The sequence below is a fragment of the Mycobacterium montefiorense genome, from assembly GCF_025823255.1.
Lineage (GTDB): Bacteria > Actinomycetota > Actinomycetes > Mycobacteriales > Mycobacteriaceae > Mycobacterium > Mycobacterium montefiorense.
The window spans coordinates 330,061-343,559 of record NZ_JACKVL010000009.1; the positions used below are offsets into that span (position 1 = coordinate 330,061).

Consider the following 13,499-nt stretch of genomic DNA (forward strand, 5'->3'; position numbering starts at 1 on the left):
AAATTGCCGTATGTGGATCTACCATTCGTTGATGTGAGCACCTCGAAAGACGGCACGCCGGCAAAGGCGAAGAATAAGAAATCATCCGCACAAGGCGCAGCCAAGATCTCCGGTGCCGTCTATGAGGCCGAATTGTTCCGGCTACAAACAGAATTGGTGAAGTTACAGGAGTGGGTACGGCATTCCGGCGCGCGGATCGTGATCCTCTTCGAAGGGCGGGACGCCGCGGGCAAGGGTGGCGCGATCAAGCGGATCACCGAATACCTCAGCCCCCGCACCGCCCACATCGCCGCGTTGCCCGTTCCCACCGATCGGGAACGCGGACAGTGGTACTACCAGCGGTACATCGCGCATTTGCCCACCAAGGGCGAGATCGTGCTGTTCGACCGATCGTGGTACAACCGCGCCGGCATCGAGAAGGTGATGGGATTCTGCACGCCGCAAGAGCATGCGCTGTTTTTGCGGCAGACGCCGATATTCGAGCAAATGCTGATCGACGAGGGGATTCTGCTGCGTAAGTACTGGTTTTCGGTTTCCGAGGCCGAGCAGCTGCGCCGTTTCAGGGCGCGCCGCAACGACCCTGTCCGGCGCTGGAAACTGTCCACGATGGACCTGGAATCGGTATATCGATGGGAGGACTATTCGCGCGCCAAAGACGAGATGATGGTGCACACCGATACTCCGGTAAGTCCTTGGTACGTAGTGGAATCCGATATCAAGAAACATGCACGGCTGAACATGATCCACCACCTGCTTTCCAGCATCTCCTACCACGACGTCGAAGAGCCGAAGGTCGACTTGCCGCAACGGCCGGTGATAACTGGTAACTACCAGCGTCCGGCGCGCGAGCTGTCGAAGTACGTCGACGACTACGCGGCCACCTTGGTCGAGCGCTAACGATGGACGCTGCCTCGATCCAGGTTTACATTCCGGCCACGCTGGCGATGTTGCAGCAGCTCGTCGCCGATGGCTCGCTTCTACCCGTCAACGGCACCGCGTTCGCGGTGACCCCGACGCTGCGGGAGGCCTATGCCCAGGGCGATGACGATGAGCTCGCCGACGTGGCGCTGCGTGAGGCGGCGCTGGCCTCGCTGCGCCTGCTGGCCGCTGGCGAGGACCAGACGGTAAGGCCGCGGCGCGCGGTGCTGGCGGCTGAAGTCGACGGAGCCACCTTCCGTCCCGATCTCGACGATGCGGTGGTCAGACTCGCCGGGCCCGTCCCGCTGGACCGGGTGATCGCCGCCTATGTCGACAACGATGGCGCCGAGGAGGCCGTCGCACAGGCGATTGAGGCCATTGATGCCGCCGACCTGGGGGATGAGGATGCCGACTTGATCGTCGGCGACGCACAAGACCACGAATTGGCCTGGTACGCGAACCAGGAGCTGCCGTTTCTGCTGGACCTGTTGTGAACACCACGACGCGTCGACGGTGTGACGCAGTCCGGTGCCGCGAGCCTGGATAAGATACCGTAACTTACGGTACCGTAGCCTTGTGTGACGGGCGCGAATGCCCTCCGAGAAGTCGAGCGGAAGCTAAGCGCCCGCAGCCTGAGCAGGAGCTTCCTATGGGTCGGAAATACCAATCGATCACCGCGCATGTCGTCGATACCAAGCGCCCCATGGTGGTGGGGGCCGAGCGGCATCCCGGCTGGCACGCGCTGCGCAAGATCGCCGCGCGCATCACGACGCCGCTGCTGCCCGACGACTATCTACATCTGGCCAACCCGCTGTGGTCGGCGCGGGAGTTGCGGGGCCGCATTCTGCAGGTCCGTCGGGAGACGGAGGACTCGGCGACCCTGGTGATCAAACCCGGCTGGGGCTTCAGCTTCGACTATGAGCCTGGCCAGTACATCGGGATCGGATTGCTGGTGGACGGGCGCTGGCGCTGGCGGTCGTACTCACTGACGTCGAGCCCTGTCGCGCAGTCCGGGTCGGGGCCCGAGCGCACGGTCACGATCAGCGTGAAGGCGATGCCGGAGGGCTTCTTGTCCACTCACCTGGTGGCCGGCGTCGAGCCAGGGACGATCGTGCGGCTGGCCGCACCGCAGGGCAACTTCGTGCTGCCCGACCCTGCCCCGCCGTCGATTCTTTTCCTCACCGCCGGATCGGGAATCACTCCGGTGATGTCGATGTTGCGAACATTGGTGCGCCGCAACCAAATTAGCGACATCCAACACGTTCATTCGGCGCCGACAGAATCGGATGTGATGTTCGGCGCCGAATTAACAGACCTGGCGTCCGCCCATCCCAGCTACCGGTTGCGGGTACGCGAGACCCGGGCGCAGGGCAGGCTCGACCTCGCCCTGCTCGACGACGAGGTGCCGGACTGGCGCGAACGTCAAACCTGGGCCTGCGGGCCGGAGGGCATGCTCACCCAGGCCGAGAAGGTCTGGGCAGCCGCGGGCATTAGCGACTGGCTGCACCTCGAGCGATTCGCCGTGTCCAGGGCCGCACCCGCCGGAGCCGGCGGAACGGTGACCTTCGCCCGAGCCGGTCGGACGGTGGCCGCCGATGCGGCGACATCGCTGATGGATGCGGGGGAGGGCGCAGGAATCCAGATGCCCTTCGGCTGCCGGATGGGTATCTGCCAGTCGTGCGTGGTGCCGCTGGTGGAAGGTCACGTGCGTGATCTGCGGACCGGGCAGGAACACGAGCCCGGTAGTCGGGTGCAGACCTGCATTTCCGCCGCGTCCGGCAATTGCGTGCTCGACATTTAGATGCTACTCATTGGTAACCTACGCAGTCGTAGGTTACGATAGCGTAGGTACGGACCATGAATCGACCGCCGGGAGGTGAGAACGATGGCGATCACAGACGTCGACGTATTCGCACATCTGTCGGACTCTGATATCGAAGCCCTGGGCGTTGAGCTGGATGCTATCCGCCAGGACGTTGAAGACTCACGCGGCGCGCAGGACGCCCGCTACATCCGTCGCACCATCGCAGCCCAGCGCGCGCTGGAGGTAACCGGCCGTGTGCTGCTGGCCGCGGGTTCGCGGCGCTCTGCGTGGTGGGCCGGCACCGTGACCCTGGGCGTGGCCAAGATCATCGAGAACATGGAGATTGGCCACAACGTCATGCACGGCCAGTGGGACTGGATGAATGACCCGGAGATTCACTCCTCGACGTGGGAGTGGGACATGAGCGGGTCGTCCAAGCACTGGCGCTACACCCACAACTTCGTGCACCACAAGTACACCAACATCCTTGGGATGGATGACGATGTCGGCTACGGCCTGTTGCGCGTCACCCGCGATCAGCGCTGGAAGCGCTTCAACCTCTTCAACGTGTTCTACAACGCGATGCTGGCGATCGGCTTCGAATGGGGCGTCGGCTTGCAGCACGTCGAGATCGGCAAGATCGTCAAGAAGCGGATGGATCAGGACGAAGCTCGGGAGCGAACCGAGGAGTTCTTCGCCAAGGCCAGCAGGCAGCTGCTGAAGGACTACGTGGCGTTCCCGGCGCTGACCTCGTTGTCACCCGGCGCGACGTACAAGTCCACGTTGAAGGCCAACGCGGTTGCCAACGTAATCCGCAACGTGTGGGCCAACGCCGTGATCTTCTGCGGCCATTTCCCTGATGGCGCAGAGAAATTCACCAAGACCGACATGATCGGCGAGACGAAGGGCCAGTGGTACTTGCGCCAGATGCTGGGCAGTGCCAACTTCGAAGGCGGGTGGCTGCTGCGCTTCATGAGCGGCAACCTGTGCCACCAGATCGAGCACCACCTGTACCCCGATCTGCCGAGCAATCGGCTGCACGAGATCTCGGTGCTGGTGCGCCAGGTCTGCGACAAGTACGACTTGCCTTACACCACAGGCTCATTCCTGGTGCAGTACGGCAAGACGTGGCGCACGATAGCCAAACTGTCGCTGCCCGACAAGTACTTGCGCGACAACGCCGACAACGCGCCGGAGACCCGCAGCGAGCGGATGTTCGCCGAACTGGACGTCGATTTCGCCGGTACCGATCCGGAGACCGGTCGCCGCCGCGGGCTCAAGACCGCGATCGCGACCGTTCGGGGTTGGCGCCACAACAAGCGCGCCATGAAGAAAATGGAGCAGCTACTCAAGGACGCCGACGACCTGGCGGCCTAAGCCCTTACGCCTACAACTGCGCAAAGAGCATCATCGCGGTGCCGGCGGCAGCGCACGCTTGATAGAGCGGTTCCAAACGCGTGGACTTCCGCCGGGCTGCGCAACGGCATGACCAAAACAGCGCCACGACCGCGAACCCGAGGGCCGCGATCCAGTTGACGGTGGTGATCCACCCGGATCCGGTTGGTGCGCTGGATAGTTCGTGTCCGGGCATTTCCATCTCGGGCATGTTCATGGCCAGCGAATCCGATGGTGGGTGAGTGGTCTGGCCTGGTAGGTTGCCGCTCATCACCGCGTACATCCACACCATCGCCGCCGTCATCACGGCGTAGTAGGAGTTGGTCAATCGCACGCTGACCGTTGAGGAGATTTGTCCGGCGGCGCGCACAAACCAGGCACCCGTTAAAACGAAGAAGATCATCGGCACGATTACCGGGACGGCCATGTCGATGCTCCAGGCCATCAGGATCATGGCCGTCGCCATCGCCAGGTGCAATACGTGGCTGACGGTGCTCGTTGATCGGTCACGTTGCGCGACAAGGGTATAGATGTAGGTCGCAACACTGACGCCGAAGAGTACGGTAACGATCCACCGCAGCGTGGGGTCGCCGATCAAGAGCTGGCCGCACCTTTGAGCATGCGGCGAACGGTACCCCCGTAGGGTACCAAGGTCAAGCAACGCGGCCGCACCGCGCGCCGAATCCCGGGACCGCGACGCTGCCGGGTTCATGCCGAGTTGGTCCGCGGTGCCAGGTAATTCGGTCGCTGATTTCGGCGAGAGTCGTCGCCCCACTCTGTCTATGTCCCGGACACCGGGGCGACGATTGGCCGGTCCCGGCTGGCGACGGAATAGGTCTACCCTTGAGGAGGTACGAAGAAAGGTGCGCGATGCTCGCAGCGTTCGGATTCGAATCCATGGGTGTAGTCGTCGGGGACATGTTTTTCGTCGACCCGACCCCCAACGAAGGTCAAGAAACCCCGGAACGGGGAGTCAGGCTGGAACTCCGCCTGGTCGATAAGGCCGAGCCACACGGGTCGATCTATGCGGGCATCCCGATTGCGTTCAACCGCCCGGTGTGGCGGGTGGATCTATTCGGGTCCACCGAGAGCCCGCCCGGGACGCTGGACCGGGCCCATCACCACCCTCGGTTCAACGGCTGGGAACCCGGACGCCGAAACTTTGTTCCCGAGCTGTCCGCCGACCCGGTCGCCTGGCTGGCGGGTGAGTTGGCCGACCCGGCCGCCGTGCTGGCCCGGGCGGGTGTCGACACCGATGAAGTCACCGAAGCCGATCTTACGGGACTCGCTGCGGCGGCACCGGAGATCGTCGCCGCGGTCAAACGGATGCTCGACGGCGTGCGGGACGGCAAGCTAGCTCCCGCTCCTGCTGAGCCGGTCGCCGCCGCCCGCACCGGCTGGCTCTGATTCGACTGGGCGCTGATCCACGCCAGCGCCAAAGAGGTTGCTGGGCACCAATATTGCTAGGGGTGCGGCACTAGTGGACCGCGGTGCCGAAAAGACATCCGATGCCGTAGGTAAACCCCAGTCCCACTGCGCCGCCGAGTACGACGCGCAGGACTGCCCGCCATGCGCTGCCGCCACCGATCCGGACGCTGAGCACCCCGGTGAGCGCCAGCGCGGCGAGCACGGCGATAAAGGTCACCGGAACCCGCCATGCGTTGGGAGGCAACAGGATAGCGACGAGTGGCAGCAGCGCACCGACGATGAACGAGGCCGCTGAGGCAGCCGCGGCCTGCCAGGGGTTCGCCAAATCGTCGGGATCAATGTTGAGCTCGGCGTGAGCGTGGGCGGTCAGCGGATCGTGCGCGGTGAGCTCTTCGGCTACCCGCGCCGCGGTTCGAGCTGATAAACCTCGGCTTTGGTAGATAGCGGCTAGCTCAGCCAATTCGGCGTCGGGTACCTGTTGCAATTCGTTGCGTTCGATGAGCAGCTGGGCCGTTTCGCTGTCGCGCTGGCTTGAGACCGAAACAAATTCGCCCAGTGCCATCGAGACTGCGCCGCCTACCAGGGCTGCCAGCCCGGCAGTGAAGATCGGGCCCCGTTGTGAGGTGGCACCGGCCACGCCGATCACGAGGGCGGCCACCGAGACGATGCCGTCATTGGCACCCAGCACTGCAGCGCGCAGCTTATTCAGGCGGCTGGAGCTGTGGTCGGCGTGCGGCTCGTCGGTGTGTGTCGATTCCCCGGCCACCGCCGCGTCTACTTCGCCGTGAGTCGGCTTCACCGGGTGCTCCGGCGTTGTCGGTCGTCGCTCATGCCGCCCAGCCAAGCGCATATTTGTCGGGTGCGCCAGCAAGCGAAGCCTCATCAAACTCGCAGGCCAGGGCTGTAGTTAGCCTTGCCTCGGTCGGTTAGGAGGACTTTATGATCGCGGCCTCCCGGTCGCACGATGCCGGTTCCAGCTGGTGCAACAGAGAAGCGCAAGCCCCTCGGCGCTCGCGGTGTGGCACCCTCAGAAAAGGATTTCTATGACGGTGATTCATGGCCTGCCAGCGCATTTGCTATTCGTGCATTTTCTCGTCGTGCTTGCGCCGTTGACGGCACTCCTAGAGATCATCTGCGCTCTGTGGCCCGCCGCTAGACGAGGACATCTGGTCTGGTTCACCGGCATCCTCGCCGCTGCGACAGTGGTCCTGACGCCGATCACAACGAATGCCGGCGAATGGCTCTATGACTTGAGACACAACCCCTCCGCGGTCCTGCGTCAGCACGCCGAACTGGGTTCCACCATGATCTATTTCACAGTTGCCTTATTGATCGTTGCGGCGGGCCTACTCGCGCTGCGTCGTGTTGAGCGGCGATCTGGACCGCGTCACCGAGTTATCAACGTGTCCATCGCGATTCTTAGCATCACCGTGGGCATCGCAACGATGATCCAGACCTATCGCATCGGCGATGCGGGTGCACAATCGGTGTGGGGCAACGAGATAGCGCATCTCGAGCAGAAGTCAGCCAAATAGGCTGGTACCCATAGCCAATGCCAGTCTTGGCGGCGAAGTTACTAGCCCAGTCGCTCGATGATGGTGGCGTTGGCCATGCCGCCGCCTTCACACATCGTCTGCAGGCCGTAGCGACCGCCGCGCTGTTCCAGGGCGTTGACCATCGTGGTCATGATGCGGGCACCGCTGGCGCCCAACGGGTGTCCGATCGCGATGGCCCCGCCGTTGACGTTCGTCTTGGCCAGATCGGCCCCGATGTCATGAGCCCAGGCGAGAACCACGGGCGCAAAGGCCTCGTTGACCTCGAACAGGTCGATGTCGGCCAACGTCAGGCCGGCCCGCTGTAGCACCTTCTGGGTCGCCGGGAGGACGCCCGTCAGCATGTAGAGCGGGTCGTCGCCTACCACGGTCGTGGTGTGGATGCGGGCCAGCGGACGCAGGCCTAGCTTCTTGGCGACCTCACTGGTGGTGATCAGCACCGCGGCGCTGCCGTCGGACAACGGCGATGAGTTACCCGGCGTGATCTCCCAATTGATTTGCGGGAAGCGCGTTTCCATCTTCTCGCTGTAGAACGCCGGCTTCAGCGTCGCCAGCGTCTCCACGGTGGTGGCGGGGCGGATGATCTCGTCGGTGTGCAGCCCGGCGACCGGAGTCAGCTCGTTCTCGAACAGCCCGTCTTTGGTGGCGCGGGCGGCCTTGTCGTGGCTGCCGGCGGAGAACTCGTCGAGCTGAGTGCGCGAGAAACCCCACTTCGCGGCGATCAGCTCGGCGCTGATGCCCTGCGGCACAAGGCCTTCTGGGTAGCGGGCACCCATACCCTCGCCAAACGGGTCGCTGCCCGGCAATACCTGGGTGCCCATCGGTACGCGGCTCATCGATTCCACGCCCGCGGCGATCACGATGTCGTAGGCACCCGCGATCACGCCCTGAGCCGCGAAGCTAATGGCCTGCTGGCTGCTGCCGCACTGGCGGTCGATCGTGACGCCGGGAACCGACTCGGGGAAACCCGCTCCCAGCAACGCGTTTCGCGCGATGTTGACCGCCTGATCGCCGACCTGCGTGACCGCACCGGCGATGACGTCGTCGATCTGTGCCGGGTCCACACCGGTGCGGGCCACGAGTTCGCGCAGGCTGTGCGCCAACAGGTCAACAGGCAGCACGTCGTGCAGTGCGCCGCTGCCCTTGCCCTTGCCGATGGGGGTGCGGACGGCGCCGACGATCACCGCGTCGCGGCCTTGGAATGCGGTCATGACTCCTCCTTGAGTCCTGGGTACGTCTCGGTATACCCAGCAAAACGCCTAGGTATACTAAAATCAACCCAGACGGGAGGTGATTTAGATGACATTTCTGCAGGGTGCCCTTAGGGACCGGGAGGAATGGTCGGCGGTCGGTGAGTGTGCGATTGAGAAGGCGATGGCGGTGGTCGGCACCAAATCCGCGATGCTGATCATGCGCGAGGCGTACTACGGCACCACCCGGTTCGACGACTTCGCCCGCCGGGTCGGCATCACCAAGGCGGCCACGTCCGCACGACTGGTCGAGCTGGTCGACCTAGGCCTATTGGCGCGCCAGCCTTATCAGGAGCCGGGACAGCGCAGCCGCGAGGAATACGTGCTGACCGAAGCCGGCAAAGGCTTCATGCCGGTAGTCTGGGCGCTTTTCGAGTGGGGAAGGCACCATTTGCCGGGCCACAATAGGCTGCGGCTGACACATCTGGGCTGCGGCGCCGAGGCCAGCGTCGAAATCCGGTGCACCGAGGGCCATCTGGTGCCGCCCGACGAACTCGGCATGCGGCTGACTAAGTCTCCCTGAGCGCTGCCAGCAACCGCCGGGCCGCTTCGACGCGGCGGACGGCGGGGCCCGAGAGTGTGTCCAGCGCGCACTCCGGGTCCGCCGGTGGTCCCATGTGGCCGCAGCCGCGCGGGCAATCCTGCACCGTCTCAGCCAGATCCGAGAAGGCCAGCATCACGTCATCGGGCCGGATGTGCGCCAGCCCGAACGAGCGGATGCCCGGTGTGTCGATCACCCAGCCCGAACCCGCGGCCGTCGGCGTCAGGGGCAGCGCCACCGACTGCGTCGAGGTGTGCCGGCCCCTGCCGATATCGGTGACCTCTCCGACGGCCCGACCAGCCTCTGGCACAAGACGATTCACCAATGTCGACTTGCCGACACCGGAATGTCCGAGCAGAACGGTGATCTTGCCGGCGAGCAGGTCCGCCACCGCCAGCAGGGGATCGTCACGGCCCGCGGTGACCACCGTCAAGTCCAGATCCGCGAACTGCTTGGCGAACGGCTCGGGCGGGGCGAGGTCGGTCTTGGTCAGGCACAGAATCGGCGTCAACCCGCCGGCGTAAGCGGCGATCAGCGCCCGGTCGACCAGACCGGTCCGCGGCGGCGGGTCGGCAAGTGCCACCACGATGAGCAGTTGATCGGCGTTGGCGACAACCACCCGCTCGGTGGGATCGGTGTCATCGGCGGTGCGCCGCAACACTGTTCGCCGTGGTCCACGCCGCACGATGCGGGCCAAGGTGTCCGGCCGGCCGGACAGATCGCCCACCACGTCGACTTCGTCGCCGACCACGATCGGGGTGCGGCCCAGCTCGCGGGCCCGCATGGCGGTGACCCGGTAATCGGGTTGGCCACCCAGCACGCACCCCCAGCGGCCCCGGTCGACGCTGACCACCATGGCCGCCTCGGCGTCGGCGTGCTCGGGACGGGTTTTGGTCCGGGGTCGTGAACCCCGGCCGGATCGGACTTTGACGTCGGACTCGTCGTAGTCGCCAGGCCTCAAACGCTGGACTCCAGCATGCGTGCCCACAGCTGCGGGAACTGCGGCAGCGTCTTGGAGGTAGCGCCGATGTCGTCGATCTGAACTCCGGCGACCCGCAACCCGACGATCGCGCCGGCCATCGCCATCCGATGGTCGGCATATGCGCGCCAGATCCCGGCATGCAGTGGCGTCGAGGTGATCTCCAGGCCGTCGGCCGTCTCGGAGCAGTTGCCCCCGAGCCGGTTGATCTCGGCGCTCAACGCGGCGAGCCGGTCGGTCTCGTGTCCGCGCAGATGGGCGACGCCGGACAGGCGCGACACCGACCCCGGTGTCGCCAGTGCCGCCAGCGCCGCCATCGACGGCGTCAGCTCTCCGACAGCCCGTAGGTCGACATCAAAGCCGTCGTAACCCGCCGAGCCCTGTACTTCCAGCGATGAATCTGTATGGGTGACAACGGCATTCAGCTTTCCCAAGACGTCGAGGATGTCACCCGCGGGTTGCACGCTGGTCGCCGGCCAGCCGGTGATGCGCACGCTGCCGCCGGTGACGACGGCGGCCGCCAGGAACGGAACGGCGTTGGTGAGATCGGGTTCGACGTCCCAGTGCCGGGCGGCGACGGTGCCGGGGTGCACCTGCCAACGGTTGGGCACCGAATCATCGATGTCGACTCCGGCTTGGCGCAGCATCACGGTCGTCATCGCGATATGCGGCGCCGACGGTAGCGACGTGCCGGTGTGTTGCACGGTCAGGCCATTGCTGAACGACGCGCCGCACAACAGCAGGCCGGACACGAACTGCGACGACGCTGAGGCGTCGATAGCCACGGTGCCGCCCGCGACCGATCCACCGCCCCGCACCCGGAACGGCAGGCCCGTTCCCTCGATCGGAACGCCCAGGTCGCGCAGTGCGTCCAGCAGCGGCGCGATCGGCCGGGCGCGGGCCTGTTCGTCGCCATCGAACTCCACCGCGGCGTCGGCCAACGCCGCCAACGACGGCACGAATCGCAAGACGGTGCCGGCCAGACCGCAATCCACACGTGCGTCGGGGCCGGGGTCGAGGCGGCCGCTGACCGTCAGTTCGGAGCCGTCCCCGTCCACCCGCAATCCCAGTGCGGTGAGCGCGCCGATCATCAGGTCGGTATCGCGGCTGCGCAGCGCGCCGCTGATCGTCGAGGGTTCTTGGCCCTGCGCGCTGGACAGGCCCGCGAGCACGAGTGCCCGGTTGGTCTGCGACTTGGAGCCCGCAACGGTCACGGTCGCGTGCACCGGTGTCGGCGCGACGGGGGCCGTCCAGGGCTCGGTGGTCACGGCTTCATCCTGCCGTGTCGGCGGGTGTCGTGGGTACCGGGCACCATGGAAGTCATGTGTGGACGGTTTGCGGTCACGACGGATCCAGCCCTGCTGGCCGAGAAGATCAAGGCGATCGACGAAGCTACCGGTACCTCGGAGCGTGCGGCGGAACCCAACTACAACGTGGCCCCCACGACCACGGTCGCGACGGTGGTGACCCGCCACAGCGAGCCGGACGACGAGGCGACTCGCCGGGTGCGGATGATGCGCTGGGGACTGATCCCGCCTTGGGTCAAAGCCGATGCGGACGGTGCTCCGGACAACAAGGGTCCGCTGCTGATCAACGCCCGCGCCGACAAGGTGGCCACCTCGCCGGCTTTCCGCGGTTCGGCGAAAAGCAAACGCTGCCTGGTGCCGATGGACGGCTGGTATGAATGGCGGCCCAATGCGGACAACGCCGCAGGCAAGAAGACCGCCAAGACACCGTTCTTTATGCACCGCGACGATGGCGAACTGCTGTTCATGGCCGGCCTGTGGTCGGTCTGGAAGCCGGGCAAAGAAGAAGACCCGCTTTTGAGCTGCACGATCATCACCACTGATGCCGTCGGGGAGCTGGCTGAGGTACACGACCGGATGCCGTTGATTCTCACCGAGCGCGACTGGGACGCCTGGTTGAATCCCGACGCCCCGCTGGACGCCGAGCTGCTGGCCCAGGTTCCGGATGTGCGCGGCATCGAGTTGCGTGAGGTGTCGCGGCTGGTGAACAGCGTGCGCAATGACGGACCCCAACTGCTAGAGCCGGCCGAGCCGGAGCCCGAACAGATCACCCTGCTGTAGTCGCTATGCCGGCTCGTCGTTGTCGGGGTTGAGGAGGAGTTTGTTGGGGTGGTGGTAGGTGTTGGTGCGGGGTTGGCCGCGGTCGAGGTGTGGGGGTGGGATCCATTCGGTGTCGCCGTTGGGGTGNTATGCCGGCTCGTCGTTGTCGGGGTTGAGGAGGAGTTTGTTGGGGTGGTGGTAGGTGTTGGTGCGGGGTTGGCCGCGGTCGAGGTGTGGGGGTGGGATCCATTCGGTGTCGCCGTTGGGGTGTTTTCGGGTGGTCCAGCCTTGGGGTTGGAGCAGGCGGTGATGCGGGCCGCAGGTCATGGTGAGGTTGTCGATGCCGGTGGTGTGGCATTGCGCGTAGTCGGTGATGTGGTGGACTTCGCAGTAGTAGCCGCCGATGTCGCAGCCGGGTGCGCTGCAGCCACGGTCTTTGGCGTACAACACGATTCGTTGCCCGGGTGAGGCGAGTCGTTTGCTGTGATACAGGGCCACCGGTTTTGCGTTGTCGAAGACTGCGAGGTAGTGGTGGGCGTGGCGGGCTAGGCGGATCACGTCGTTGATGGGTAGTCGGGTGCCGCCGCCGGTGCTGCCGTGGCCGGTGACTGCTTCCAATTCCGCGAGGGTGGTGGTGACGATGATCGAGGCCGGCAATCCGTTGTGCTGACCCAGTTTCCCGGATGCCAGTAGCGCGCGCAGGGCGGCGCCCAGGCCGTCGTGGTTGCGTTGGGGGGCGCTGCGGACGTCATGGTCGATGGCATTCTGCGAAGGCGTCCCGTCGGTGCAGGGTGTCTGGTCATTGGGGTTGCACATGCCGGGGGCGGCCACTTTGGCCAGCACCGCCTCCAACGACGCGCGGACCTCCGGCGTCAACCAGCCGCTCAACGCCGACATGCCATCGGCCTGCTGCTTGCCCAACGTCACACCGCGCCGGTGGGCGCGGTCGTCATCGCTGAAGCTGCCATCAGGGTTGAGGCAGTCGGTGAGGCGGTCGGCCAGTCCGGCGAGCTGGTCGGGCCGGTACTGGGTGGCCAGCCGGGCTAGGTCGGCTTCGGCGTGCGCGCGGGTATCGATGTCGATCCAGCCGGGCAGCTGGTGGTAGAAGCGGCGGATCACCGCGACATGTTCGCGGCCCAGCCGGCCGGCGCGTTGCGCGGCCGCGGTCGCGGCCAGCACTGGTGGTAGGGGTTCGCCGGTCAGGGTGCGGCGTTCGCCGAGGTCGGCGGCTTCGCGGACCCGGCGGGCGGCTTCGGCGCGGCTGATCAACGTCGCATCGGCGAGGGCATGGGAAAGCTTGCCGCCCAACTCGGCCGGGGTGGCCTGCTGCGCAAGTTGATTGATCAGGGCATGTTCACCCGCGCACAGCCGCCGCCGCGCGCGTTCGTAACGGGCCAGCATTGCCAGTCGCTCCGGGTTGCACAGCATCTCGGGATCGGCGCCCAGGACGGTTTCCAGCGCAGTGTCGAGCACATCGAAGGCCGCCGAAAGCGTCTCCCCGTCGACCATGACACCGCAACTCATACTGACGAAACTAGACCGACCCACCGACAAAACACCCCGCC

At 65.4% G+C, this 13,499-nt stretch carries 13 protein-coding genes and 1 pseudogene; 8 read left to right on the forward strand and 6 right to left on the reverse strand.

The genetic code is table 11. From position 1 onward, the window contains the following. Positions 1–33 precede the first annotated feature (33 nt). The 4 genes from ppk2 to H7K34_RS09170 all read left to right on the forward strand — a co-directional run bounded on the left by ppk2 (position 34) and on the right by H7K34_RS09170 (position 4,099). Entirely contained in the window at positions 34–897 is an 864-nt protein-coding gene (ppk2, locus tag H7K34_RS09155; RefSeq protein ID WP_264061551.1) for a polyphosphate kinase 2, read from the forward strand. Positions 898–899: 2 nt separating this feature from the next. Further along, on the forward strand, positions 900–1,412 hold the full coding sequence (locus H7K34_RS09160) for a DUF6912 family protein (RefSeq protein WP_264061553.1): 513 nt from the start codon (positions 900–902) through the stop codon (positions 1,410–1,412). Between the two features lie 155 nt (positions 1,413–1,567). Next, entirely contained in the window at positions 1,568–2,719 is a 1,152-nt protein-coding gene (locus H7K34_RS09165) for a ferredoxin reductase (RefSeq protein ID WP_264061554.1), read from the forward strand. Between the two features lie 84 nt (positions 2,720–2,803). After that, the gene (locus tag H7K34_RS09170; protein ID WP_264061555.1) at positions 2,804–4,099 is read left to right on the forward strand and encodes a fatty acid desaturase family protein; all 1,296 of its coding nucleotides are present in this window, start codon (positions 2,804–2,806) and stop codon (positions 4,097–4,099) included. A 10-nt stretch (positions 4,100–4,109) separates the two neighbouring features. On the opposite strand, the gene H7K34_RS09175 is transcribed toward H7K34_RS09170, so the two are convergent. After that, a complete protein-coding gene (locus H7K34_RS09175) occupies positions 4,110–4,715 on the reverse strand; it encodes a DUF5134 domain-containing protein (protein WP_264061557.1) in 606 nt (201 codons plus the stop codon). Between the two features lie 272 nt (positions 4,716–4,987). On the opposite strand from H7K34_RS09175, the gene H7K34_RS09180 reads away from it, so the two are divergent. Beyond that, a complete protein-coding gene (locus tag H7K34_RS09180) occupies positions 4,988–5,524 on the forward strand; it encodes a hypothetical protein (RefSeq protein WP_264061558.1) in 537 nt (178 codons plus the stop codon). 70 nt (positions 5,525–5,594) lie between these two features. Here the strand turns inward: H7K34_RS09180 and H7K34_RS09185 are convergent, their stop codons facing one another. Next, complete coding sequence (locus H7K34_RS09185) at positions 5,595–6,344, reverse strand: VIT1/CCC1 transporter family protein (RefSeq protein WP_372510718.1); 750 nt, start codon at positions 6,342–6,344, stop codon at positions 5,595–5,597. A 244-nt stretch (positions 6,345–6,588) separates the two neighbouring features. On the opposite strand from H7K34_RS09185, the gene H7K34_RS09190 reads away from it, so the two are divergent. Next, positions 6,589–7,080 (forward strand): DUF2231 domain-containing protein, encoded by a 492-nt coding sequence (locus tag H7K34_RS09190; protein WP_264061559.1) that lies wholly within the window; start codon positions 6,589–6,591, stop codon positions 7,078–7,080. 41 nt (positions 7,081–7,121) lie between these two features. Here H7K34_RS09190 and H7K34_RS09195 read toward each other — a convergent pair whose 3' ends face one another. Beyond that, positions 7,122–8,309 carry a thiolase family protein gene (locus tag H7K34_RS09195; protein WP_264061560.1) on the reverse strand — a complete coding sequence of 396 codons (1,188 nt, stop codon included), beginning with the start codon at positions 8,307–8,309 and terminating at the stop codon, positions 7,122–7,124. Positions 8,310–8,397: 88 nt separating this feature from the next. On the opposite strand from H7K34_RS09195, the gene H7K34_RS09200 reads away from it, so the two are divergent. After that, positions 8,398–8,871: a winged helix-turn-helix transcriptional regulator gene (locus H7K34_RS09200; protein ID WP_264061561.1), complete on the forward strand. Its 474-nt coding sequence runs from the start codon at positions 8,398–8,400 to the stop codon at positions 8,869–8,871. Here H7K34_RS09200 and rsgA read toward each other — a convergent pair. Together rsgA and aroA are read right to left on the reverse strand one after the other, a co-directional pair. Then, on the reverse strand, positions 8,858–9,850 hold the full coding sequence (gene rsgA / locus H7K34_RS09205) for a ribosome small subunit-dependent GTPase A (RefSeq protein WP_264061562.1): 993 nt from the start codon (positions 9,848–9,850) through the stop codon (positions 8,858–8,860). The two genes, H7K34_RS09200 and rsgA, sit on opposite strands and share 14 nt — an antisense overlap. Continuing rightward, entirely contained in the window at positions 9,847–11,136 is a 1,290-nt protein-coding gene (gene aroA / locus H7K34_RS09210; RefSeq protein WP_264061563.1) for a 3-phosphoshikimate 1-carboxyvinyltransferase, read from the reverse strand. Before aroA ends, rsgA begins: the two co-directional genes overlap by 4 nt. 54 nt (positions 11,137–11,190) lie before the next feature. Between aroA and H7K34_RS09215 the strand changes: the two genes are divergently transcribed. Further along, positions 11,191–11,955 (forward strand): SOS response-associated peptidase, encoded by a 765-nt coding sequence (locus H7K34_RS09215; RefSeq protein ID WP_264061592.1) that lies wholly within the window; start codon positions 11,191–11,193, stop codon positions 11,953–11,955. Between the two features lie 132 nt (positions 11,956–12,087). Here H7K34_RS09215 and H7K34_RS09220 read toward each other — a convergent pair. Beyond that, positions 12,088–13,458, reverse strand: a pseudogene (locus H7K34_RS09220) (HNH endonuclease signature motif containing protein); the annotation flags it as partial. Positions 13,459–13,499: the final 41 nt, after the last annotated feature.

Coding starts and splice junctions, on each gene's coding strand:
- H7K34_RS09215 (WP_264061592.1), top strand. CDS start 11,191: ATGTGTGGACGGTTTGCGGTCACGACGGATCCAGCCCTGCTGGCCGAG.
- H7K34_RS09200 (WP_264061561.1), top strand. CDS start 8,398: ATGACATTTCTGCAGGGTGCCCTTAGGGACCGGGAGGAATGGTCGGCG.
- H7K34_RS09165 (WP_264061554.1), top strand. CDS start 1,568: ATGGGTCGGAAATACCAATCGATCACCGCGCATGTCGTCGATACCAAG.
- H7K34_RS09170 (WP_264061555.1), top strand. CDS start 2,804: ATGGCGATCACAGACGTCGACGTATTCGCACATCTGTCGGACTCTGAT.
- H7K34_RS09180 (WP_264061558.1), top strand. CDS start 4,988: ATGCTCGCAGCGTTCGGATTCGAATCCATGGGTGTAGTCGTCGGGGAC.
- H7K34_RS09160 (WP_264061553.1), top strand. CDS start 900: ATGGACGCTGCCTCGATCCAGGTTTACATTCCGGCCACGCTGGCGATG.
- H7K34_RS09195 (WP_264061560.1), bottom strand. CDS start 8,309: ATGACCGCATTCCAAGGCCGCGACGCGGTGATCGTCGGCGCCGTCCGC.
- H7K34_RS09190 (WP_264061559.1), top strand. CDS start 6,589: ATGACGGTGATTCATGGCCTGCCAGCGCATTTGCTATTCGTGCATTTT.